Genomic DNA, 21,974 nt, shown 5'->3' on the forward strand with positions numbered 1-21,974 from the left:
TGTTGTTTTTTCATCCGCCAAACTTATCTTTACCCGACACCTGTTTCCTATCTTCTTATCCTAAACCTTATGAAAGTTCGCTATCGCGTTCTTGCGGGCTTATTTCTCCTGTCTACCATTACCTATCTCGACCGCGTTTGCATGAACGTAGTCAGCAAATATGTAAAAGCCGATCTTCATCTTGATAATGAACAGTTTGGCTGGATTCTTGGTGCATTCTCGCTAGCCTACGCTCTTTTTGAAATACCCACGGGCTCCCTCGGCGACAAAATTGGCCCCCGGCGCGTGCTGACCCGGGTCGTAGTATGGTGGTCCGGCTTTACGATGCTGACGGGTACAGCGTTCAATTTCATTTATCTGCTCGTCGTTCGATTCCTGTTTGGTGCCGGAGAAGCGGGGGCGTACCCCAATTCGTCCATTGTTATTGCCCGCTGGTTTCCGGCGGTTGAAGTGGGGCGGGCGCAATCGGTGATTTGGGCCGCCGGACGGCTGGGCGGAGCCTTGACGCCATTGCTGGTGATTCCGCTGGTACATTGGGCGGGCTGGCGCTGGGCCTTCGCAGCACTGGGTTTACTGGGCGTAATTTGGGCCATTGGGTGGTATGCTTGGTTTCGCGACGAACCGGCGGCTCAGGAGAGCATAAGTCTCGCCGAGGTTCGGGAGATTGAGCGGGGCCGGAAAATCAAATCGTCCGATCACCTTATTCCCTGGAAAACCATTATTCGCAACCCTGATTTGTGGGCGCTCATGCTCATGTGTCACCTGTTTTTTTACGGCTCTTATTTCTTTACAAACTGGTCGTCGGTTTATTTTCAGGAAGGGCGCGGCATGACCGAAGATCAAACAAAGAACTTTATTTCCCTTTCCTATTTCCTGGGCGCAGTTGGTTGTCTGGTCGGTGGTGTCCTGAGCGACATACTGACCAAACGATACGGACTAAAAATAGGTCGTCGGGCGGTGGGTGTCGGTGGACTTGGCCTATCAAGTCTGTTTTTCCTGCTGGCCGGCATCACGACCGACAATGAGACCGCCGGTTATTTTCTGGCGATCTGCGTATTGGCGAAAGATCTTGCCTTACCCGTTGCGTTTGCGGTTTGTGTAGACATTGGGCAGCGCAACGCCGGTTCGGTAACGGGCGCCATGAATTTCGCCGGACAGTTAGGCGGTTTCTTCATCACCATTCTGTTCGGCATCATCGTCAAGCACACCAATAACTTCAGTTATCCTCTGTTTATGATCGCGGGTTGCCTGTTGGTTAGCGCCTTGCTCTGGCTGCGCATCGACCCAACCAAACCTGTAACGATTAAGGCGTGAGAACGAGTAGCGATTGAGCGGTCTTGGATTTTATTTTTTACCTATTAAATTGTATTATATTTATTTAATTTAACATTGATTAGCCAACAGAAGAATTTCTCTTTTGCAGCTTTACCTTTCTAAACTCGTTACACCATGAAATATTCAATGCGTACCCTTCTGGTCCTTGGGGGCCTGATCAGCTCGACTACGTTATTGGCTCAAATTAAAGTCACTACCGAGGTTAGTGGTGATGCCACTACGGGCAAGCAACTTATTCAGGCCAAAGCCATCGGTGGATCTGGCAAATACAATTACGCCTGGGGTCTAACCACGCCAGGCGCCGTTCCGCCAAATAATGCATCGGACGTTTTGCTCGTGCCCGCTCAGGAAGCCGAATACATTGTCTTTGTCCGAGACAGGGAGACGGGCGCCAGTGCTTATTCGACGGTAGCGGTAAAAGCTTTGGCTGTGACTGAAAGGCACCTGATTCGGATGCCTGGTGAAGATTACAAAATGAAACTCCGTTATTCGGCAGCAGGAACACTTCCGCCTACTCCAACCAGGAAATAATAAGACCGATCTACAGTATTGGTTATGCCGCCAACGCTGTAGATCGTTGAGATTAACGGTAAGGCCAATTATACAACAAGTTTCAACCTCTCATTAAGCTTGCTATATTTATAATTACCCTTAGCGCGCTATGCGAGTAAATTGGCCTGATTAGGTGGTTTTAATCCCACTCAACTTAGGCTATCCATGCGCTCAATAACGGTCCTCCTTTTTGTTTGTTTGTTAGTTGGCACCTTGCCAATGGCTTGCGTTGATCCTGAAGATATATTCTTGCGGGGCACCAATGATATCCTCGTTGTTGATGGTGCCTTGACCAACTTAGCCGAACCCCAGATTATCCGGATAAACCGCTCTCAAGCCGACCGGCTTACGGGTCGATTCGGTTCCATACCTATCACTAAAGCTTCAGTGGAGGTCATTGTTGATTCAACACAGGTGATCGCCTGCCACGAAACAATAGATGGGTCATATCAATTACCTACTGATTTTAAAGGATAAATTGGCCACGCTTATCAATTACGGTTTACCCTCAGCGACGGTAGCCGCTATCTATCTGCTCAACAAGTCATGCTATCCGTACCAGCTATTAAGCAGATGAGTGCCCGCTTCAATCGCCAGAGTCTTCCCCAAACGGTTGCTATCAATGGCTACTATAGAGCGGGCCATGACTTGTTTGTCGACGTTCAAGACCCAGTTGAGCAACACAACTATTATCGATGGGATTGGAACCTGTATGAGAAGCAGCATTGGTGTCGCTCCTGCCAGCAGGGAGCATACGCCGTCAATAACATACTTCCTCATGTGTACAAACGTGGTCCCGATGGGTCGTCCTACGTTTCGGGAAGCGATCTGTATGAAGATTGCTTTGTGCCGGTACCAACTGGTGATTTGGAGCAACCGCTAGTTGAAGATCGTCTCTATGTGTATGATTATCCCTGTCGAACCCAGTGCTGGGAGATATTGCACAACTACGAAATCAATGTTTTCGACGATCAGTACAGCAATGGCGGATTGATTGTAGGCCGCCCGGTAGCCCAGATTCCCTTCTATACCCATGAGCCTTGCTTATTCGAACTACGACAGACTTCTTTAACTCCCGAGGCTTATCGGTATTATAAACTGTTTCAAGATCAAACTCAGAAAACGGGAGGAATAGCCGATTCGCCCCCGACCGCTCTGGCTGGAAACATTAAGAGAATGGGTTCAGCGGTCGAAGCAGTAGTAGGCTATTTCACAGCCTCGGCGGTTTCCAGCTTTCGGTACTGGTTAGATCGCAAAGATGCTACTGGTTTGCCAATGGGTGCTACTGACCCCAATGGGCCCTCGAGCGCACTGGGTGCGGAGTTATTCTATGCCCTTAATCTTCGCCAACCTAATCCCGAACCTACTTTTCCCCCTCCTAATGTGCGCATATCAGGTGGCCCATCGCGTCCACCAACCGCAGTTTGTGTATCCAGTGATAGTCGAACGCCTTACAAACCCGAGGGATGGCGGGATTAATTGAAGCTTTTATGTGGTCAGTCAAGTATAAGAAAACAAGGTTTTTCAGCGGGTTTTTACCTCTATTTACTCCACCTTCTTTCTAAGAAATCTCACATAACATAAGTGTAGTTATACAACTCACAATGGAAATGTACTATATAGCTGTCTATTGTACAGGACAACCATTTTGTTTTTTTAGCAAAACGGAAGCGTTGCTCAGATAGATAGTTACAAAAGTCTGTATAAGAAATGGCGACCTCATGAGGTCGCCATTTCTTATACAGACTTTTGCTTTTGGCCATATAAATTCATCTCTACGAAACCAACTTTAAGCCATCGGCGAAGGCCTGCATTTGAGGCATTGTACCCAGGCTAACGCGGCACCAGTACTGCCCGTCGAATTTCCATTGACGGATACTTACGCCCTGATCCAGCATACGGCTGACGAAATCTTCGCCCTTCATCCGAATCGGGAACATGACAAAGTTAGCTCCCGATGGCAGCGGTTCGTAATTATGCTGTTTCAAAACACCGTACAGGTAATCTTTCGACTCCTGCGCTTTGCCCAGCGAGTATTTGATAAAGTCTTTGTCCTGCAAACTGACCATAGCCGCCCGAAGTGTTGTCATGCTCAGGGAGCCACCTCCCGTGGCAAACTTGCTGATCTGCTCCAACAACTCGGGTTTGGCAATCATATAACCCGTCCGCAAGCCCGCAAAGCCGTGTACTTTGGAGAACGTTTTCGTGATAATGACGTTGCTGCCCTTTTTCACCATATCAACCATGGTGTAGGCTTTTGGATCGGGCGTGTAGTCAATGTAGGCTTCATCGACCAGAATTGGCGTCTTGGCCCCTACCGCTTCGCAGAAGGCCCGCAGTTTGGCCGGGTCAACCGTAATCGCGGTTGGGTTGTTGGGGTTACACAAATAAACCATGCCGGTCTGGCTGCCAACGCGTTCATTCAGTTTGTTCAGGTTGATGTCGTAGCCATCGGCAGCCACGAGCGGAACGCGGTCCATCGTGATGCCGTGTTTGACGGCCGTTCTTGGCAAAGCATCAAACGTCGGATCGGGCGCAACGATCGTCCGTCCGGCATTGGGGCGATAAGCCGCCCAAAGTGAAGCTGCGGTCAGCAATTCGCCCGATCCGGCACCCAGCAGCACGTACTCCTCCGGAACGCCTTCCGTGTCGGCAACCAGTTTCCGAAATTGCTTTGCGTATTCCATCGCGTAGAGGTAGCCATCGGGTGCAGCCTCCGTAATGGCCTTTAATGCTTTGGGCGACGGGCCATACGGGTTTTCGTTGGCTGACAAGCGGGCTTTCAGTCCTCCTTTCGGAACCACGTATCCCCTGGGCATTTCGGATTCTGATTCGCAGAAGGCCGCCGGAGCAGCCGCCAAACCCAGACCAGACAACATACTGGCCCGTAGCCAGTCACGACGATTGATAGACATAGCAGAAAGTATAGTTTACTGCATCAATAAATAAAAAAGAGACTACTGATTAAGGAACAGCTCGCGAAAAAGGCAGGTGAGCCGTGGAGCAGCGGTTTTGTCGTACAACGTCAATCAACAAGTCAAATATATGCCAATTAATGAATCTAGTCAAATAATATTCTGCATTATAAACTACATTAACCTAAAAAACTCCCACAAACCAATTTTATCAAAATAAAATATAAATACTTTTCTATAAATGATGTGAATCGTTTGAAACAAATCGTTGATGCAAGCGTAAGTGTGCCCACACGTCAGCGATTCCGCGTAGAAAAACGCCGAAAATACATGTTGACTCTGTGGGTACAGCTAATTCAATTGGGCTAGTTCCTCGGTCTGAATACCCCAGGCGCAGCGGAAATGCCCTAACGGACAATGGGATCGACCGTGCAGATTGCAGGGCTTGCAATCAAGTACTTCCGGCGCTTGTACCACCCGCGATGTATCAGCCAAAGGGCCAAAACCAAATTCGGGAACCGTTGAGCAAAAGACCGCCGTTGTGGGGGCATTCATGGCCGAACACAAATGAAGTGGAGCCGAATCATTTACGTAATTCATGATGGCTCCCTGCTGCAATGCCGCCGATTGCAACAGGCTTAACTGACCAGCCAGGCTCAGTACATCCACCCTGGAGCCCGCCAGCGTTTTGATGGCTTCACAGGCCGATGCATCGGATGGGGCCCCCAACAGGTAAACCCGGTTGCCACTGGGCAACGCCCGAATCAGTTCGACCCAGCGCTGGGGTGGGTATTGCTTGGTAAACCAGACCGACATAGGCGCGATACAGATGTAAGGCTGGTTCTGATGCTGTTTGATAGCCGTATAATCAGCGGGGGACGGATACAGTCTGGGGCGACGCACAAACCCGCCGGTTATGCCCAATGCCCTCAGCAAACCCGCGTTGCGATCTACTTCGTGTACACCCGGCTCAAACCGATGGTCGACCTGATATGTAAAAAACCGGGCAAAGGGATTCTTATCAAACCCTATCGTTTTCTTAGCTTCCGACAAAATCGTCAGCAAGCCCATCGTACCGTATCGTTGCAGGTTCAGTACGGCGTCGTACTGGCGGGGGCGAATGATGTTGAGCAGCCGCCAAAAATCCCGGTATTTGGCAAACATACCCCCGGCTCCCTTTTTATCCCAAATCAGGACTTCGTTCAGAAAGGGGTGATTAGCCAGCAAACCCTCATTACCTTTGCGCACCAGCATATCCAGTACGGCGGTTGGATAGGCTTCATGTATCTGTTCAAGCATGGCCGTAGCCAGGATCACATCACCGATGAAAGCGGTTTGAATAATCAGGAACCGGGGCGGATTGGTAGCGGTTATCATTGTACGCTCAATGCGTAAAAGCTAAGAATGGAAGATTACGAAGTTTATACTTTACCCAACGGAATTCGGATTGCGCATAAACAAATGCCCTACACGCAAATTGCCCACTGTGGCATTATGCTCGACATCGGCAGCCGCGACGAACAACCACATCAGCAGGGATTGGCCCATTTCTGGGAGCATATGGCTTTCAAAGGTACGGAGAAACGAAAATCCTACCATATCATTACTCGCTTAGAAACCGTTGGGGGCGAACTGAACGCCTACACGACGAAAGAAAAAGTGTGCTTTCACGCGTCTGTTCTGGACGCGCATTTCGAGAAAGCTACGGAGTTATTGGCAGATATCACATTCCATTCAATTTTTCCTGAAAAACAAATCGAGCGGGAGCGTGGCGTCATTCTTGAAGAAATGGCCATGTATTACGACTCCCCCGAAGATGCGATTCAGGATGATTTCGATGAACTGGTCTTTCCAAACCACGCCCTGGGCGGCAATATTCTCGGCACAACTGAAACCGTCGGCTCGTTCAAACGTGAAGACCTTCAGCAGTTTATTGCCGAGAATTACGACACCAGCCGGATTGTCTTTGCGTCGGTAAGTAAGTTGCCTTTCAGCCAGGTGATAAAAGTAGCCGAGAAGTATTTCCGGGATGTACCGGCTCAGCACTCGGCCCGCCAGCGGAACAAGCCCACGGCTTACGTACCGCGCCAAACCAAAGTAGAGCGGCCCATCACCCAGGCGCAGTGTGCGCTCGGACGACCCGCCTATGGCCTGACGGATCCGAAGCGGTTGCCGTTTTTCATGCTGGTCAATTTACTGGGTGGCCCCGGCATGAACTCCCGGCTGAACCTGAATCTCCGCGAAAAATATGGTCTGGTTTACTCCATCGATGCCAGCTACACGCCTTACCTGGACACGGGTTTTCTGGGTATCTACTTCGGTACCGACCCCCGAAAAGTCGATAAAGCCCAGGCACTCATTATAAAGGAGCTGAAACGGCTGCGCGAGCAACCGCTCACAACCCTGCAACTGCATCAGACTAAAGAACAGCTAATCGGGCAGTTGGCCATGGCCGAGGAAAGCAACAACAGCTTTATGCTGATGATGGCGAAAAGTTTGCTCGATATTGACCGGGTTGAAGCGCTGAACGATATTTTCAACGATATAAAATCGGTGACAGCCGAGCAGTTACAAACGCTCGCTCAGGAGGTCTTTGACGAAAATCAATTCAGCTATCTGACATTCGTACCCGAGAAATAGGGATGGTTTACGGTTTTTGGTCTACGGTAGGCTGACGCGAACACATCATGCGTCAGCCTACCGTAGACCAAAAACTGTAAACCGTAAACTGTATACCGAAATCCCATGACCATTAAAGACGCGCAAAGCACTGTTGACGACTGGATCAAAACGGTGGGTGTTCGTTATTTCAACGAACTGACCAACATGGCTCAACTGACGGAAGAAGTTGGTGAAGTAGCCCGCATCATTGCCCGACGCTACGGCGAGCAGTCAGAAAAAGAATCGGATAAGACCAAAGACCTAGACGACGAACTGGCCGATGTACTTTGGGTGCTCATTTGCCTGGCGAACCAGACCGGTGTTGACCTAACCGAAGCGTTTCAGAAAAATCTGGACAAAAAAAATATCCGCGATGCTACCCGGCACCTGAACAATGAGAAGCTAACGTAACGGGGGTACCCTGTTCGCCTTTACCGAGCAGCTAATCGCAGGCAAGAACGGGTTAGAAATTATCCGTTACCCGGCATTCATATGGATGATCATACCTGCGCGGACGACATGCCCACATTACATTAAAAAAGCCCGCTGAGTTATCAGTGGGCTTTTTTATCGCTATCAAAAATTTGAATTACTTCTGGAAAGAACCAAAAATGTAATCCCAGAACGGCGATGACACACCGTAATTACTTTCTGGATTTTTGTAGTGGTGCACACTGTGATTGATCCATAACACTTTGAAGAAATTCTTCGGTGGCGCGTAGGCATGAACGATAAAGTGCACGGCCAGGTATCCTGAATAACCTACCAGAAACCCTGGAAAAAATGCATAGGCCGCTTCACCCATAATCAGGAAGAATAGGCCAAAGAACGCACCGGCAACGAAGATAGCCAGCGCTGGAGGCATGGCCAGCCGGGTTTTATCTTTCGGATATTCGTGGTGAACACCGTGAAACGTGTACTGGATTTTGGCGCGTTGGGGTGTCGATGGGGCCAGATGATACAGATACCGGTGCAATACGTATTCAAACAAAGAGAATACCAGCAAACCCGTTGCAAATAAAGTAGCAATGGTTGCAGTGCCCATATCCGTATAGGTAAAGGCATACCAGCCCAGAAACGCCGATAAGATCAACCACATTGAAATGGGCACCATGATGTGTGTCCGTGATAGCGCTTCCAGAATCGGATTGTCGAACAGCTTTTTACTACCAGTATTCCTAGGCCGGGTTTTGCCGTGGCCAGCCATGGTTTGTAGCTTTTCAGTAGTTGATTCCATAGAGAGATAACAATTAACAAAGAGTATTATGACACAAAAATAAAACGAAAATCAAGTTTTCGGTCAGGTAGTAAACTAAATTTACTATCGGACTCAGGTTTTGCTGACTTCCAGCTGATCCGAAAGCTTTTCCTGCATGGCCGCCATATCGCCCTTGGGCATTTTCTGCCGGATGATGAGCCGCAATGAGTTATTGTACGTGAGGTAGTTAAACATCCAGTTCAGAAAAATAGCCAGCCGGTTTTTAACGCCGACAATAGACATCAGGTGCACAAATAACCAGGTTATCCAGGCAAAGAATCCCTGAAACTTAAAAAAAGGCAAATCGACCACGGCCAGGCCGCGCCCAATGGTCGCCATGGTACCCAGATCATGGTAGGTAAATTCTACCGGTTGCTCATTGCGCACCCAGTGAACCATATTTTTTGCCAGGTGCTTGCCTTGCTGGATGGCGGGCTGCGCAATCTGCGGGTGTCCGTTTGGCCATTTCTCTTCGGTCATAAGGGCCACGTCACCGATGGCGAATACATCCGTAAAGCCCTGCACCTGGTTGTAACGGTTGACCAATACCCGCCCGCCCCGACCAATCACGTCCGGGGGTAAACCAGCCAGTGGGTTGGCTTTGACACCAGCCGCCCAGATAAGGTTATTGGTACGGAGCGATGAGCCGTCGTTCATGGTCACCACGCGGCCATCAAAATCCTTCACCCGTGTATTCAGCCGGACGTTTACGCCCAGTTTTTGCAGATACGCCAGCGAATGCTCCTGCGATTGCACCGACATAGGCCCTAACAATTCGCCACCGGATTCGATCAGGTAAATATCCATCATTTTAAAATCCAGTTCCGGGTAATCGGCAGGCAGCACCGTTTTACGCATTTCGGCCAGCGTACCGCACAACTCAACGCCCGTTGGGCCGCCACCCACCACCACCACGTCCATCAAGCCTTCCCGTTCATCGAGGGTTTCAACGCTGAGCGCATCTTCGAAATTCTGGAGCATCCGGTTGCGCAGGGCAATGGCCTCCGCCACCGACTTCATGGGCAACGCTTTCTCGATGATGTTCTGCTGATTGAAAAAGTTGGTATCAGCGCCCGTTGCCATAACCAGATAATCGTACGTAACCGGTCCCAGTTCGGTATCAACCGCCTTATCGGCCGGCCGAATACCCGTTACGTTGGTAACCCGAATGTGTACGTTCTGGCAGTTGCCAAACACCGCACGCAGGGGAAATAAAATAGAGTTAGCCTCCAGCCCGGCCGTAGCCACCTGGTAGTAAAGTGGCTGAAATTCGTGATAATTCTGTCTGTTGAGCAGTACAACCTGAAACTCTTTCCGGCGCGACAGGTAGCGGGCTAACCTTAGGCCACCAAAACCAGCACCGACAACGACAACGCGCTTGCGGTCTGTTTGAGGTATGTTTGGATTCATTTGTGTTCGTTTACGATCTACAGTACTTGGTCTATGAAGTTTCTCCGCAGACTTAGAACTGTAAACCTAAGACTAAGTTTCAGGATACCAACGGCTGAACCGATTGCAGCACACGCTCATAATGGGCCTCGTAGAGCGGCAAAATACGCGACAGTTCAAACTCCTTGGCGCGCGCCAAAGCGTTTTCCTTGAAGGTCGGCAGGTGTTCGTCGTCCAGAATGTAGAGCGCATTCTTAACCATATCGTCCACATCGCCCACGGGGCTCATGAAGCCGGTTACGCCCTGTATATTCAATTCGGGTAACCCACCGGCGTTCGACGTGATCAGGGGCACTTCACAAGCCAGGGCTTCCAGAGCCGCGAGACCAAAACTTTCATTTTCGGAGGGCATCACAAACAAATCAGCGACCGACAGCACTTCTTCCACCGCATCCAGCTTGCCCAGAAAACGCACCTGATCGTAAATGCCCAGGTCACGCACCAGCCGCTCGATACGCGCCCGTTCAGGACCGTCGCCGACGAGCAGGAGCTTGGCGGGCGTTTGCTGCTGAATAAAGTGAAACATCATGACGGCATCGTCGATGCGCTTTACCCGCCGAAAGTTCGATGTGTGCACGATCAGTTTTTCGCCGTTTGGGCAGATGGCTCGCTTAAAATGGTCTTTCTGTTGCCGTCTGAACCGACTCAGATCAATGAAATTGGGAATGACCTCGATTTCCCGGTGAACGTTAAAGTGCTTATACGTATCCTGCCGCAGATTCTCCGATACCGCCGTTACCCCATCCGACTCGTTGATGCTGAACGTAACCACGGGTTCATAGGAAGCATCTTTCCCGACCAGCGTAATGTCAGTGCCGTGCAACGTGGTAACAATCGGCACGTTACGCCCCTGCGACCGCAGGATCATTTTAGCCATGTAGGCCGCCGATGCGTGCGGAATAGCGTAGTGAACATGCAGTAAATCAACGTTTTCGTTTATAACCACATTGACCATAGCGCTAGCCAGTGCTGATTCATAGGGGGCATACTGAAACAGCGGGTAGGATGGTATATTTACCTCATGGTAGAAGACGTTCTCGTTAAAAAAATCGAGCCGGGGCGGCTGCTGGTAGGTAATAAAATGAATCTGATGGCCGCTTTTGGCCAACCCCTTGCCAAGTTCAGTAGCGACAACGCCACTGCCTCCAAAGGTCGGGTAGCACACAATGCCAATTTTCATGCGTGAGAGAACGATTTTGTTTCTCAACATCAAACAGGAGTAAAAAGAATCCCTAAGCGCAGAAGAAAGGGGGAAGAGCAAAATGACGTAGTTTTGTCGTTTCTTTGTTATCTCGCCCCTTCGTCATCTCTTTTCGGCTTCTCAAATCACGTAGTTCTATAAAAATAGTCATGGTTGCACGGCAGTCCATTCCTTTCTCGGCGTTCACATTCGGCTTTCTGCGACTTATTCGCGTGCAGAATCTGCTGATTGTGGTTCTGACGCAGTTTCTGGCGCGGCTGTTTCTGATTGGCGACAAAGCAAATCTGGTTCAATCACTGACCGACCCCAAAATCTGGCTGCTTGCCTTATCGACGGTTTGCATTGCGGCCGCCGGTTATATTATCAATGACTATTTTGATGTAAAAATCGATCTGATCAATAAACCCCAGCGGGTAGTCATAGGGCGTTACCTCAAACGACGGGTGGCGATGAGTGTCCACCAGGGCCTTAATGTTGTCGGCTGTTTAATCGGGCTCTACCTGAGTCGCTGGGTTTTTGTGGTTGACGTCGTGTCCGTCACGTTGTTATGGTTTTATTCGGCGCAGTTCAAGCGGCAGCCGCTCGTCGGGAATGTTGTTATTTCTTTGTTAACCGCCCTGTCGTTTATCGTGCTGGCCGTTTATTATCGTCAGAACACGGCTATGCTCCTGATCTATGCCTTGTTTTCGTTCGGCATCTCGCTCATTCGCGAGATCATCAAAGACATGCAGGATATTCGGGGCGACGCTCGTTTTGGCTGTCGGACAATTCCCATCGTCTGGGGCCTCCGACGCACCAAGTACCTATTGTACGTACTCATCGGTGCTTTTGTTCTGAGTTTGTCTCTCATTGCCAACTCGCTCCATAATAGTCGGCTTACGTTTATTTTCGGGTTGCTTCTCTTCCCGGTTGCCTGGCTCACTTACCGGCTCGTTCTGGCCGATACCCGGCACGATTTCGGTTACCTCAGCACCCTTTGTAAAGTTATTATGCTGATGGGTGTGTTGAGCATGATCTGGGCGTGAAGACAGTATGCTGTAGGATATAGACTATATCGTATACCGTACACTCTATATCCTACACCACATATACTACATCCTGCATACCTTGCCTTGCATAAACATATCACTATTCACATGAAAACCTTATTTCTTCCCTTACTCCTCGTCGTTGTTGCGTGGAGCACAAGCGCGGCACAGACCTGCATGGGGCTGACCTTTAAATCCGGAATGCGCTTCGAGCTGAGCCAGTTTAATGCCAAAGATAAACCCATTGGCAAAATCAACTATCAGATCAACGATGTTCGTAAAGAGGGGGCTTCGACCGTAATGGACATTGTGGCTCAGGTAGACGATGAAAGAGGAAAGCAACGGCCACCCTATACCATCCATTACACCTGTACCGGCAACGAACTGATCGCCGACATGTCGGGCATGATGCAGGCAATGCAGAACAATGGCATGAGAGACACGGAGATGAAGCTCAAAACCAACAAACTCGTTTATCCGGGAAAACTGAGTGTAGGGCAAAAGTTGAGCGATGGCCAGATGGAGGTTGAGATGAACACGAACGGCAACACCATGATGACCATGAACATGGTTATGGCGAATCGTCAGGTAGCGAGCCAGGCTCCGCTCACAACCCCCGCAGGCACGTTCGATGCCTACAAGATCACATCAGATATAACTATTGAAAACAGAGTTATGGGCATGCCTATTCGCAGCACCATGCACGTTGTCAGCTATCGCACTGACAATCAGCTGTTCGATATAAAATCAGAAACGTACAACAAGGGCGGTAAGCTGATGGGCTATTCGCTGTTAACAAAGGTGAATTAAGTGGCGTGGGCAATGGGCAGGGGTATACAGGCAGATACCAGGCACATTACCTCACTATTCGCCCATTATGCGCTGGCTTACGCAACTTTGTTGCAAAAAAGTAAGTTAAGAGGAAGTACGTTTGCCCAAAGCATCGTATTTTTGTGCGTGCTCATGAAGATAGATACTCTCTCCAGAAAAGCGGATTACATTGGCATAACAGGTTCAGTGCTGTGCATTATTCACTGCCTGATCACCCCTATCCTCCTGCTAACCAGTTCAGTCTTTCAGAACTCAACCATCCGTGTTGGCTATTTGAGTCTGGATTACGTGTTTATTGGCGTGAATATCGTAGCCGTTTATTTTGCTACCCGGCACTACGCGGCTCCGGTTATCAAGAAAAGTCTTTGGGGCTTTTTAGCGCTCTTTACAATTGCTCTTTTGCTGGAAGATGAAGCCCCTTTTTTCGAATACCTGGCCTACACAGCATCTGCTGGTTTGGTCATCACCCATCTGATTAACATCAAGCAGCACAAGCTGAATCATACCCACTAATTTGCGCTGAATGCCCGATTATTCATGAATGTGTCATCGGTCAGCGTGCGCAGGAAGGCGATCACCTGCTTTTTTTCGGAATCGGTCAAAGCAATGCCAAGCTGGCCATTAACTTTCAGGGCCGGGTCGAGGGAGGGGCTGTCTTTAACGCCTGTTGTGTAATGCCCCAAAACCTGGTCCAGCGTAGCAAAACGACCGTCGTGCATGTACGGAAATGTCTTCTCTACGTTCCGTAGACTAGGTACCTTGAACTTAAACCGGTCAGCTTCGCTCAGGGTGATCGCGTATCTCCCCTGATCGTTTATGCCCTGGCTGACGGGCAACCCATTGTTTCGGTAACTTTTGTCGGTAAACAAATCGGTGGCATGGCAGGTCGCGCATTTCTGCTGGAATAATGTCAATCCCGCCAATTCATCGGTGCTCAGCTCCCCGCCAGCTTCTTTCCGTACGTATTTATCGTAGCGCGAATCGGCCGAAACCAGGGTCAGTAAAAACTGCGAAATAGCTTTCAGAAACCGCGCCGTCGTGACCGTATCTGATCCAAAAGCCGCTTTGAACATAGACGGATACTTTGCACTTCTCTGCGCCCGGCTCAGGGCATCCGAAAATCTCAAATCCATCTCGACCGGGTTCTGGATCGGCGTTATGGGCAGTTCATCCAGGCTCGTAACACCCCCATCCCAAAAGAATTCCCGACTCCAGGCCAGATTCTGCAAACCCGGTACATTCCTCGTCCCGAACTTACCGTCAATGCCGTGACTGAGCGGGTGGTCGGAGTGGCCAAAGCCCGCAAACTGCTGATGGCAGAACCCACAGCTAATGGTCGTATCGCGCGAAAGGGCGGGGTCGTAGAACAACGCTTTGCCGAGGGCTACGCCTTCAACGGTGAGTGGATTCCGGCTTAAATCGTAGGCTGGATCCGGAAAATTGGCTGGCTTCCGAAACGCTACCGGGGTAGTTTGATAGACAATACCGCCCCCCGGCCCGGTTGGGTTAGGGTCAGGCGCTGGTTCATTAGCCTTGTTCGTCTGGCAGGCAATGGCCAGAACAAACAGGCAGGTACTGACCAATAAGCCAACCCGTTTGAGCGATATGGTGCCGAAAAGCGTCATTGATTGGTCTGCACGCGGACGTAGCTAAACATCTTGGCGTAATTATCCGAAATATTGGTGGAATACGTGTCAAACATGACAGATGGATGCTGCGCGATACTCAGCTTCGTGGACCCATTGAACAGCGCCAGAACATCGGTTTTTACCTGTACCAATGGCGTCACATTGGTTTGCACGGTTGCTACGTCGGTGTTGAACGGGATGGTAACGGTACGGAGGTTATTAATTGTTTTCTTACCGTCGTACCCCCCGCCGAACCCGCCAACATGGTAGTAAAATACGTTGCTCTGAGCAGCTGGTGCCGCGGCCGATGTACCCTCCAGTTTCAGAAAAACATAGCCCGAATTCCATTCCCAATACATACCATCATTAAGTCCGGGATCGAGTACACCGGTGCGCTTGCTGATGTCGGCCAGACTCCGCAGACTATCGACGCCAATGGTAAAAGTTATTCCGGTGTACTTGCCGACTGGAACGTTGGCTAACGAAATCGTTTGTGACGTCGGTTTATCTTCCTGAATCAGAAAATAGCTGCTATCCTGCGGCACTACATAATCGCTGCCATCGTCTTTACGCAGGCGGATGTTGCTCACAAAATAATTGAATTTGGTAACGGTAAAGGATTCTCCGACGGCATTCTGGTAGGTGCCCGAATTAAGGGCCAGATCAGATAAACCAGCGACATTATCGAAGGCAACACGCAGGCGACCCGTAGTTACCGGCCCTACCGATGGGTCGGTGGTGTTGCAGGAAAAAACGGCCAGCACCAGAGCGATACCAGCCAGCAATCCAACAGTAATGGTCTTTTTCATAGCATGTACGGTAGCTATCTGTTCGTTTAGTAACAGACTGGCGCGTAAACTACTAACGAAGGGAAGCCCAAAATCATACAGCCATCCCGATTAAATCTCTGTTAGCATCTGGGCAACCGAACGCGCCACCCAATTGGGTGGCGCGTTCAATCAATAACTTATAAACTCTTCAGGTAGGCCAGGCTCTGCGGCACCTGTTGCTCGGCGGCTTTGCTTTCATCTTCAATGTAGAAATGGGCAATGGAGCTTTTGCGAGCAGCTTTTAAGACGGCAGGCCAGTCGATTTGCCCCGTCCCCAGCACAACAGATTGTTCATTGGCCATGCTTCCTTTATCGCTACGGGGCACTCCCTTCTGAACATCTTTCAGGTGAATAAGCCGGAACCGTTTGGGATATTTGGCTAACAGAGCGGCTGGGTCCTGCCCCGGCAAATAAGTCCAGGTTACGTCCATTTCATAGCCCACATACTCGGGATTCGTTTCCTTCACCAGGTAATCGAATAGCGTACCGTTCTCGTAGGGCTGAAACTCGAATCCGTGATTGTGGTAGCAGAACATGATTCCTTTTTCGTGCGCCTTCTTGCCAAAGCGATTGAATACGTCGGCAGCGCTCTTCATCATCTCCAGCGTAGCGGCTGTCTTGTGCGGTATCGACCCGATCCGGATGTACTGAACACCCAGCGCCTGCGCGTTTTGCAGGATCGAATCAGCTTTCTGATTAATGGCATCGTAACTCACCCCGTAACTACTGCATTTGAGTCCGCGCTGATCGAGGAGGGCGCGGAGTTCAGGAGCGGTCTTGCCAAAGAGACTCGAAAACTCAATATCGGTAATTCCCCAGGCTTTGATCTTATCTAACGTACCAGGAACGTCCTTACCGAAACTGTCGCGCAGGGTGTAAGAGACGATACCGGGCGTTTTCTGTACGAGTTTACCGAACGGTTGGGCCTGCGTAGTCCATGAACCAGCCAGAAATAGAATGAACAAAAGGGTTTTGCGTATCATGTCAAAAAGAAGAAACAGAAAATAATGAACTGGTTAGCTAACTAATTAATCGGTAGGCGTCAGGTATGACAGGCAGCATCGGCATACCCGAGCCACGTACCAGTAAGGAAGACTCGTTGCTGTTTCTACTTAGTACAGACCCTTAGCAAGGCCATTTTTTACGGTGCTTCTAACCAGTCAGATCATAGTGTCTTCAGCCTGGATATACCGTTTGATTTATTCGTCCGGTAATTTATGCCGTTCCCTCAATACTTATACAGGGAGCCACCTACCTGTCATAACTTCCTGACTGATAAAACAGTAGGCTTCTCTTTGTCCAAAACTTTCGTACTCCTTTTTCACTCAATCCGTTCGTTGTTATGAATCACAAAGTAATGCTGTACAGTGGTCTGGTGGCCCTTCTTTTCATTACGAGTTGCCAGGATCATCGCATACCCACTCCTTCGGACCCTGTCTTCACAGTCGCCCCGCTGGCAACAGGCCTGATTGCGCCTATTAGTGTAGAGACGGATGCCAGTGGTCGTGTTTTTGTTGCCGAGCAAGGTACCGGAAACAATGACGGCATCGTATCGGAGATTACCCAGGATGGTAAGAAACATCCGATTGTTACCGGGATTTATTCACAAACTAACACTATGGGCGATCTGGATGCGGTCGATCATTTGCTGGTTGCCAATGGGATGCTCTATTTCTTGACCCCCAAAGGACTTTATACGTTCGACCTCGCATCGTATAAAACGGATATGACGCCCCCCGTAGCCGCTTCCAGCCTCGTACCCGAAGATATCCGAAAATTTGTCATCGACCATACGTTTACAAACGATACCGGCGAATCACACATCTACAATTTAACGCTTGGGCCGGACGGTGCGCTGTACATTGCCGATGCTGCCGCGAATGCCATCATTCGACGGTCGAAAACCGGCGAGTTAAGCGTAGTAGCCGAAGTACCGGGTATTGTCAACCCGAATCCAGCGGGCCCTCCTCCTGGTCCCCCCTTTATTCAGTCGGTACCTACGGGGATCACCTACGATGGCCACCAGTTTCTGATCAGTACGCTGCTGGGCTTTCCGTTTCCTGCTGGCAAGGCCATTGTTTATCAGATGGATATGGCTGGAAAACTCAGCGTTTATCAGCAGACGTTCAACAGTTTAGTTGACGTGGAGAACGATGGTAACGGCAAACCGCTGGTACTCGAATTTGCAGCTTTTGGCGCTACAGGTTTCGCCCAGAATACGGGTCGTCTATTGCGGGCCAATGGAACGGACAGCACTATTTTGCTCGACAAACTGAATCTACCAACCGACTTAAAAGTAAGCAACGGTCACACGGCTTACATAACCAGCCTGGGCGACGGTGCCTTGCTAAAAGTCACGTTTTAAGCGAGTCTATATGTAGAAATAAGACCATCGTTTAAACACAGAGACCTGAAGAAGACAGAGGATAAATCAACATTTTATTTCTCTATGTTCTTCGGGCCTCTATGTTCGTCAAAAAAACCTACGGCTTTGCGTGGCGCATTTCCAGCCCGACCGACATTCGGGGTTTGAAACCCGTCCAGGGGCCACCAGCGTCGGTTTCGGGAAGGTTCAGGTACTTCGCATAGTCCATCTTTTTCAGATGCATTCCCAGAAAGGCGGTTACGAAGTGCTGGTTTATGTTATTGATCCGGTGTTCATTCCAGGCGGGTTCAGCATAGTGCATGTACTCATCCGGCGATACGCCGGGCTGTAGCGAAGCCATTGGTGGCGGGTTCGGGGCTACATTGTGTCGGGCATTTACGTAAGTAAGCAGGTAACGATCTGCATTGACAGCGCCATCATAAATGGCTTTTATACCTTTCTCGTAGCCCGACACATCGTCTTTACTACCCGCCACAAACAGCGTAGGCAGGGTTAGTCCCGCCAGTCCGGCAGCATCCCAGACGCCCCGCTCCATGCCCCAGGGCGCAAAGGCAACAACAGCCTTGATACGAGGGTCCAGCGAGGCTTTATACGCGGGTGAGTCCATCGCCCGAACGTCAAGCGCAGTACTACCACCCGAAAGCTGACCAAACATCTTAACCGCCTGCGGGCTGTAACCCGCCCCCACTGCATTGAGCGCCCCATAACCACCCATCGAGTAGCCAACCAGTGCCGTGTTATCGGCGGTCAGCAAACCGGCCAGAAACATATTGCTGGACTTGGCACTTAGCCGGGCCATTTCATTCAACACAAACAGATCATCGAGTGCCCGATTCAGCAACGTACTCGGAAACCCGGCGGCATCACTATAGGTCGATTCGGTATGGTCGATGGCCACAACGACGTACCCCTTCGAGGCCAGATTTTCCGTCAAGTAGGTGAGCAGCAGCCGTGAGCCCAGGTAGCCGTGCGAAACAATGACCAGCGGATAGGCCCCGCCACTAGGATCTGGCTCGGCATCGCGACTGGCCCGTCCTCTAAACGTGAACGGAATAAGCGGACGCTTGGGGTCATTGGAACGGCCCAGCACGGATTCGTACGTAACTATCGCGGGTTTGCTGGCCGCCATACGGGCCGGATACCAGACTTCAACCGTTAGCGGACGGTCGTAGAGCGGATGTTTACCGTCTTTTGTATGAAGCACATCAACCTGGTCTTTATGCATCAGCTTCAGGGTTCTTACCCCGACACCATAGGTTCCGCGAGCCGATAGATCGGGTGAGTTGGGCAACGGGTCACCAGTAACGAATGCATTGTCGGGCGTCTGGGCAATGGTCGGGCAGGCTACTCCCAGCACAAAGAGCAGCAAAAACAGGTAACGAATAGACGCTAATTTCACAGAATACAGGATTAGGAATGTTGCTTGTAAAGCTATCTCAAACTTTCTGAAGTCAATAGATGGTCATGCGTTTTTTACAATTTCGTAATCCATTATCTGCTACCTTTGCCCGACAACTTTAGGGGTGTCGGTTCCTGACTGGACTGACTGAGAGAATACCCTCACTACCTGATGCAGCTTGTACTGCCGTAGGGAAAAGTTAACGAGATGCGCTCCGCTCTCCTAAAGTTGCTGTTCACCGAATCATTGACAGCACTATGACTCGATCTCCTCAATCAATCTGGACCGACGTTGCGCGTATTCGCGCTCAATCGCCACTTATCCACAACATTACCAACTTCGTGGTGATGAACAATACGGCCAATGCACTGCTGGCTCTGGGAGCCTCACCCGCTATGGTTCACGCGCCCGAAGAAGTCGAAGACTTTGTTTCTATTTCGAGTGCGCTGGTCGTTAACATCGGTACGCTCGATGCCAGCTTCGTGGCGGGTATGCGGCTCGCCATGCCCCGGGCTAAAGCCCTGGGTAAACCTGTCGTTTTCGATCCGGTTGGTGTTGGTGCCACCGCCTACCGAAATCGGGTTAGCGAAGAATTGCTGGCCCTGGCCGCACCGGATATTATCCGGGGAAATGCTTCCGAAATTATGGCGCTGGCGGGTCTCAACGCCCAGACCAAGGGGGTAGACAGTTTGTACGGCTCCGAAGCAGCCATCGATGCGGCCCGTCGGCTAAGTTCCGTTTGGGGCAGTGTGGTGGTCATCAGTGGCGCAACCGATTACATTATTCACGGCGATAAAACAGCTATTATAGCCAACGGCCACCCCCTCATGGCCAACGTGACGGGTATGGGTTGTACCGCGACAGCCTTGACGGGCGCTTTTGCCGCGGTCAATACCGATTATTTTTCAGCCGCTACGCATGCGATGGCCGTTATGGGCATCGCGGGTGAGCTGGCAGCCGCCGAAAAGCCCTCGCCGGGGAGCCTGCAAGTTAACTTTCTGGACGCCCTGTATGAGCTGACCGAAACGACTATCAGCGATCGACTTCAACTAACGGAAGCGTGAACAGACTTTATTTAGTAACTGACAGCGCCATTGCGCGGCAGGCTGGTCATACCCTGCCCTTTGTGGTCGAAGAAGCCTGCCGGGCCGGAGTCCGTTGGATACAGTTGCGGGAGAAAGACCTGCCCACGCGCGCTTTTCTGGACATTGCTTTTGCCCTGAAACGCATTACACAGCACTACCAGGCTACCCTGATCATCAATGACCGGGTCGATATAGCCCTCGCTGTCGATGCCGATGGCGTACACGTTGGTCAGGATGACATGCCGTATGAGCGGGTTCGCTCGCTGATCGGCCCGAATAAAATCATTGGCCTGTCGATCAACAACTTAACTGAGTTAGCAGCCGTTCGTGGTGCCGATCTGGATTACCTCGGCGTTGCCACCATATTCCCAACCGGCACCAAACAGGATACGTCGAGCCTGCTTGGTCTACCAGGTTTAGGGTTTATTTGTCAGCAAACCGACCTGCCCACGTTTGCCATTGGTGGCATCAATGCCGACAATATCCGGTCGATCCGGCAAACCGGGGCAACGGGAGCCGCCGTTGTCTCGGCCATTTGTGGTCATCCGTCCCCCTACGAAGCTACCCGCGCACTTATCAAACTGATTGACGAACCTGTATGAAAACATACGCACGCGCCTTAACGATTGCGGGCTCCGATAGTGGCGGGGGAGCCGGTATTCAGGCCGATCTCAAAACGTTTGCCGCACTGGGCTGCTACGGCATGTCGGTTATTACCGCGCTAACGGCCCAGAATACAAAAGCGGTAACGGGTATTATGCCGGTGCCGCCGGCCTTCATCGCGAAGCAGTTAGAAGCGGTGTTAAGTGATATAGGAACCGATGCCGTGAAAATCGGCATGCTGCATTCGGCGGAGGTTATTGAGCAGGTGGCAAAAACCCTAGTCCAGTTTGGGGTTAAAACCATTGTTCTTGACCCGGTTATGGTAGCCAAGAGTGGCGATAAGCTGTTGCAGGACGAAGCCGTCGACGCGCTCAAAACATGCCTGCTTCCCATTGCATCGGTCATTACACCCAATTTGCCCGAAACTAGTGTGTTGCTGGGTCGTTCTGTCGAGACGCTTGCCGACATGCAGCAGGCCGCTATCGATCTGGCCGCTCTCTGTCCGGGCGCAATTCTGGTTAAAGGAGGCCATTTGCCATCAGACGAAAGTACCGACCTCCTGTATCTCTCGGCCAACGATCAGCACTGGTTTCCAACAAGCCGAATCCAGACCGGCAATTCACATGGTACGGGCTGTACGCTTTCGTCGGCCATTGCCGCCGGGTTAGCCAGGGGCCTGTCGGTTGTGGATGCCGTAGCTGCAGCCAAGACTTATCTGACGCAAGCGCTCCGGGCGGGGGCCACGTATGAACTGGGACATGGGCACGGGCCTGTTCACCACTTTTTTGCTGTCTGGCAATAACCTGCCCGTTT

The 21,974-nt window shown here is 50.6% G+C and carries 22 protein-coding genes and 1 riboswitch; of the genes, 13 read left to right on the top strand and 9 right to left on the bottom strand.

What is annotated here, in order from left to right:
• Nucleotides 1-69 precede the first annotated feature (69 nt).
• From ACYU87_RS19080 to ACYU87_RS19095, 4 genes are all read left to right on the top strand, one after another.
• Nucleotides 70-1,314, top strand: coding sequence for an MFS transporter (locus ACYU87_RS19080; RefSeq protein ID WP_461135674.1), 1,245 nt, complete (start codon nucleotides 70-72; stop codon nucleotides 1,312-1,314).
• A gap of 135 nt (nucleotides 1,315-1,449) precedes the next feature.
• Nucleotides 1,450-1,866, top strand: a complete 417-nt coding sequence (locus tag ACYU87_RS19085) for a hypothetical protein (RefSeq protein WP_461135675.1) — start codon at nucleotides 1,450-1,452, stop codon at nucleotides 1,864-1,866.
• Between the two features lie 186 nt (nucleotides 1,867-2,052).
• Entirely contained in the window at nucleotides 2,053-2,364 is a 312-nt protein-coding gene (locus ACYU87_RS19090; protein WP_461135676.1) for a hypothetical protein, read from the top strand.
• Nucleotides 2,365-3,366, top strand: coding sequence for a DUF4249 family protein (locus ACYU87_RS19095; protein ID WP_461135740.1), 1,002 nt, complete (start codon nucleotides 2,365-2,367; stop codon nucleotides 3,364-3,366).
• Between the two features lie 296 nt (nucleotides 3,367-3,662).
• On the opposite strand, the gene ACYU87_RS19100 is transcribed toward ACYU87_RS19095, so the two are convergent.
• On the bottom strand, nucleotides 3,663-4,802 hold the full coding sequence (locus tag ACYU87_RS19100) for a pyridoxal phosphate-dependent aminotransferase (RefSeq protein WP_461135677.1): 1,140 nt from the start codon (nucleotides 4,800-4,802) through the stop codon (nucleotides 3,663-3,665).
• 351 nt (nucleotides 4,803-5,153) lie between these two features.
• Complete coding sequence (locus ACYU87_RS19105; protein WP_461135678.1) at nucleotides 5,154-6,179, bottom strand: glycosyltransferase family 9 protein; 1,026 nt, start codon at nucleotides 6,177-6,179, stop codon at nucleotides 5,154-5,156.
• A 27-nt stretch (nucleotides 6,180-6,206) separates the two neighbouring features.
• Between ACYU87_RS19105 and ACYU87_RS19110 the strand changes: the two genes are divergently transcribed.
• Together ACYU87_RS19110 and ACYU87_RS19115 are read left to right on the top strand one after the other, a co-directional pair.
• Nucleotides 6,207-7,442 carry a M16 family metallopeptidase gene (locus ACYU87_RS19110; protein WP_461135679.1) on the top strand — a complete coding sequence of 412 codons (1,236 nt, stop codon included), beginning with the start codon at nucleotides 6,207-6,209 and terminating at the stop codon, nucleotides 7,440-7,442.
• Between the two features lie 105 nt (nucleotides 7,443-7,547).
• A complete protein-coding gene (locus tag ACYU87_RS19115) occupies nucleotides 7,548-7,874 on the top strand; it encodes a nucleotide pyrophosphohydrolase (protein WP_461135680.1) in 327 nt (108 codons plus the stop codon).
• 178 nt (nucleotides 7,875-8,052) lie between these two features.
• Here the strand turns inward: ACYU87_RS19115 and ACYU87_RS19120 are convergent, their stop codons facing one another.
• The 3 genes from ACYU87_RS19120 to bshA all read right to left on the bottom strand — a co-directional run bounded on the left by ACYU87_RS19120 (nucleotide 8,053) and on the right by bshA (nucleotide 11,350).
• Complete coding sequence (locus ACYU87_RS19120; protein ID WP_461135681.1) at nucleotides 8,053-8,700, bottom strand: sterol desaturase family protein; 648 nt, start codon at nucleotides 8,698-8,700, stop codon at nucleotides 8,053-8,055.
• A 93-nt stretch (nucleotides 8,701-8,793) separates the two neighbouring features.
• Entirely contained in the window at nucleotides 8,794-10,131 is a 1,338-nt protein-coding gene (locus ACYU87_RS19125) for an NAD(P)/FAD-dependent oxidoreductase (protein WP_461135682.1), read from the bottom strand.
• Between the two features lie 79 nt (nucleotides 10,132-10,210).
• Entirely contained in the window at nucleotides 10,211-11,350 is a 1,140-nt protein-coding gene (gene bshA, locus ACYU87_RS19130; RefSeq protein WP_461135683.1) for an N-acetyl-alpha-D-glucosaminyl L-malate synthase BshA, read from the bottom strand.
• A 170-nt stretch (nucleotides 11,351-11,520) separates the two neighbouring features.
• Here bshA and ACYU87_RS19135 point away from each other — a divergent pair, with 170 nt between their 5' ends.
• The 3 genes from ACYU87_RS19135 (at nucleotide 11,521) to ACYU87_RS19145 (ending at nucleotide 13,743) form a co-directional block, all read left to right on the top strand.
• On the top strand, nucleotides 11,521-12,396 hold the full coding sequence (locus tag ACYU87_RS19135) for a geranylgeranylglycerol-phosphate geranylgeranyltransferase (protein ID WP_461135684.1): 876 nt from the start codon (nucleotides 11,521-11,523) through the stop codon (nucleotides 12,394-12,396).
• A 111-nt stretch (nucleotides 12,397-12,507) separates the two neighbouring features.
• Nucleotides 12,508-13,209 (top strand): TapB family protein, encoded by a 702-nt coding sequence (locus ACYU87_RS19140; RefSeq protein ID WP_461135685.1) that lies wholly within the window; start codon nucleotides 12,508-12,510, stop codon nucleotides 13,207-13,209.
• A 153-nt stretch (nucleotides 13,210-13,362) separates the two neighbouring features.
• Nucleotides 13,363-13,743, top strand: a complete 381-nt coding sequence (locus ACYU87_RS19145) for a MerC domain-containing protein (RefSeq protein ID WP_461135686.1) — start codon at nucleotides 13,363-13,365, stop codon at nucleotides 13,741-13,743.
• Here ACYU87_RS19145 and ACYU87_RS19150 read toward each other — a convergent pair.
• The 3 genes from ACYU87_RS19150 to ACYU87_RS19160 all read right to left on the bottom strand — a co-directional run bounded on the left by ACYU87_RS19150 (nucleotide 13,740) and on the right by ACYU87_RS19160 (nucleotide 16,671).
• The gene (locus tag ACYU87_RS19150; protein ID WP_461135687.1) at nucleotides 13,740-14,855 is read right to left on the bottom strand and encodes a cytochrome-c peroxidase; all 1,116 of its coding nucleotides are present in this window, start codon (nucleotides 14,853-14,855) and stop codon (nucleotides 13,740-13,742) included. The two genes, ACYU87_RS19145 and ACYU87_RS19150, sit on opposite strands and share 4 nt — an antisense overlap.
• Entirely contained in the window at nucleotides 14,852-15,667 is an 816-nt protein-coding gene (locus ACYU87_RS19155; protein ID WP_461135688.1) for an MbnP family protein, read from the bottom strand. Before ACYU87_RS19155 ends, ACYU87_RS19150 begins: the two co-directional genes overlap by 4 nt.
• Nucleotides 15,668-15,825: 158 nt before the next feature.
• Complete coding sequence (locus ACYU87_RS19160; protein WP_461135689.1) at nucleotides 15,826-16,671, bottom strand: sugar phosphate isomerase/epimerase family protein; 846 nt, start codon at nucleotides 16,669-16,671, stop codon at nucleotides 15,826-15,828.
• A gap of 359 nt (nucleotides 16,672-17,030) precedes the next feature.
• On the opposite strand from ACYU87_RS19160, the gene ACYU87_RS19165 reads away from it, so the two are divergent.
• The gene (locus ACYU87_RS19165) at nucleotides 17,031-18,053 is read left to right on the top strand and encodes a ScyD/ScyE family protein (RefSeq protein WP_461135690.1); all 1,023 of its coding nucleotides are present in this window, start codon (nucleotides 17,031-17,033) and stop codon (nucleotides 18,051-18,053) included.
• 118 nt (nucleotides 18,054-18,171) lie between these two features.
• Here ACYU87_RS19165 and ACYU87_RS19170 read toward each other — a convergent pair whose 3' ends face one another.
• Entirely contained in the window at nucleotides 18,172-19,473 is a 1,302-nt protein-coding gene (locus ACYU87_RS19170; RefSeq protein ID WP_461135691.1) for an alpha/beta hydrolase family protein, read from the bottom strand.
• Between the two features lie 110 nt (nucleotides 19,474-19,583).
• A riboswitch (TPP riboswitch) is annotated at nucleotides 19,584-19,685 on the top strand.
• A 45-nt stretch (nucleotides 19,686-19,730) separates the two neighbouring features.
• On the opposite strand from ACYU87_RS19170, the gene thiM reads away from it, so the two are divergent.
• From thiM to thiD, 3 genes are read left to right on the top strand one after another with little or no spacing between them, the layout of a single operon-like run.
• The gene (gene thiM, locus ACYU87_RS19175; protein ID WP_461135692.1) at nucleotides 19,731-20,537 is read left to right on the top strand and encodes a hydroxyethylthiazole kinase; all 807 of its coding nucleotides are present in this window, start codon (nucleotides 19,731-19,733) and stop codon (nucleotides 20,535-20,537) included.
• Complete coding sequence (gene thiE / locus ACYU87_RS19180) at nucleotides 20,534-21,160, top strand: thiamine phosphate synthase (protein WP_461135693.1); 627 nt, start codon at nucleotides 20,534-20,536, stop codon at nucleotides 21,158-21,160. Before thiM ends, thiE begins: the two co-directional genes overlap by 4 nt.
• A complete protein-coding gene (gene thiD / locus ACYU87_RS19185; protein ID WP_461135694.1) occupies nucleotides 21,157-21,963 on the top strand; it encodes a bifunctional hydroxymethylpyrimidine kinase/phosphomethylpyrimidine kinase in 807 nt (268 codons plus the stop codon). The genes thiE and thiD overlap by 4 nt, the downstream gene beginning before the upstream one ends.
• Nucleotides 21,964-21,974: the final 11 nt, after the last annotated feature.

The organism is Spirosoma lituiforme (assembly GCF_054776635.1).

Coding starts and splice junctions, on each gene's coding strand:
- ACYU87_RS19080 (WP_461135674.1), top strand. CDS start 70: ATGAAAGTTCGCTATCGCGTTCTTGCGGGCTTATTTCTCCTGTCTACC.
- ACYU87_RS19085 (WP_461135675.1), top strand. CDS start 1,450: ATGAAATATTCAATGCGTACCCTTCTGGTCCTTGGGGGCCTGATCAGC.
- ACYU87_RS19090 (WP_461135676.1), top strand. CDS start 2,053: ATGCGCTCAATAACGGTCCTCCTTTTTGTTTGTTTGTTAGTTGGCACC.
- ACYU87_RS19100 (WP_461135677.1), bottom strand. CDS start 4,802: ATGTCTATCAATCGTCGTGACTGGCTACGGGCCAGTATGTTGTCTGGT.
- ACYU87_RS19105 (WP_461135678.1), bottom strand. CDS start 6,179: ATGATAACCGCTACCAATCCGCCCCGGTTCCTGATTATTCAAACCGCT.
- ACYU87_RS19110 (WP_461135679.1), top strand. CDS start 6,207: ATGGAAGATTACGAAGTTTATACTTTACCCAACGGAATTCGGATTGCG.
- ACYU87_RS19115 (WP_461135680.1), top strand. CDS start 7,548: ATGACCATTAAAGACGCGCAAAGCACTGTTGACGACTGGATCAAAACG.
- ACYU87_RS19120 (WP_461135681.1), bottom strand. CDS start 8,700: ATGGAATCAACTACTGAAAAGCTACAAACCATGGCTGGCCACGGCAAA.
- ACYU87_RS19125 (WP_461135682.1), bottom strand. CDS start 10,131: ATGAATCCAAACATACCTCAAACAGACCGCAAGCGCGTTGTCGTTGTC.
- bshA (WP_461135683.1), bottom strand. CDS start 11,350: ATGAAAATTGGCATTGTGTGCTACCCGACCTTTGGAGGCAGTGGCGTT.
- ACYU87_RS19135 (WP_461135684.1), top strand. CDS start 11,521: ATGGTTGCACGGCAGTCCATTCCTTTCTCGGCGTTCACATTCGGCTTT.
- ACYU87_RS19140 (WP_461135685.1), top strand. CDS start 12,508: ATGAAAACCTTATTTCTTCCCTTACTCCTCGTCGTTGTTGCGTGGAGC.
- ACYU87_RS19145 (WP_461135686.1), top strand. CDS start 13,363: ATGAAGATAGATACTCTCTCCAGAAAAGCGGATTACATTGGCATAACA.
- ACYU87_RS19150 (WP_461135687.1), bottom strand. CDS start 14,855: ATGACGCTTTTCGGCACCATATCGCTCAAACGGGTTGGCTTATTGGTC.
- ACYU87_RS19155 (WP_461135688.1), bottom strand. CDS start 15,667: ATGAAAAAGACCATTACTGTTGGATTGCTGGCTGGTATCGCTCTGGTG.
- ACYU87_RS19160 (WP_461135689.1), bottom strand. CDS start 16,671: ATGATACGCAAAACCCTTTTGTTCATTCTATTTCTGGCTGGTTCATGG.
- ACYU87_RS19165 (WP_461135690.1), top strand. CDS start 17,031: ATGAATCACAAAGTAATGCTGTACAGTGGTCTGGTGGCCCTTCTTTTC.
- thiM (WP_461135692.1), top strand. CDS start 19,731: ATGACTCGATCTCCTCAATCAATCTGGACCGACGTTGCGCGTATTCGC.
- thiD (WP_461135694.1), top strand. CDS start 21,157: ATGAAAACATACGCACGCGCCTTAACGATTGCGGGCTCCGATAGTGGC.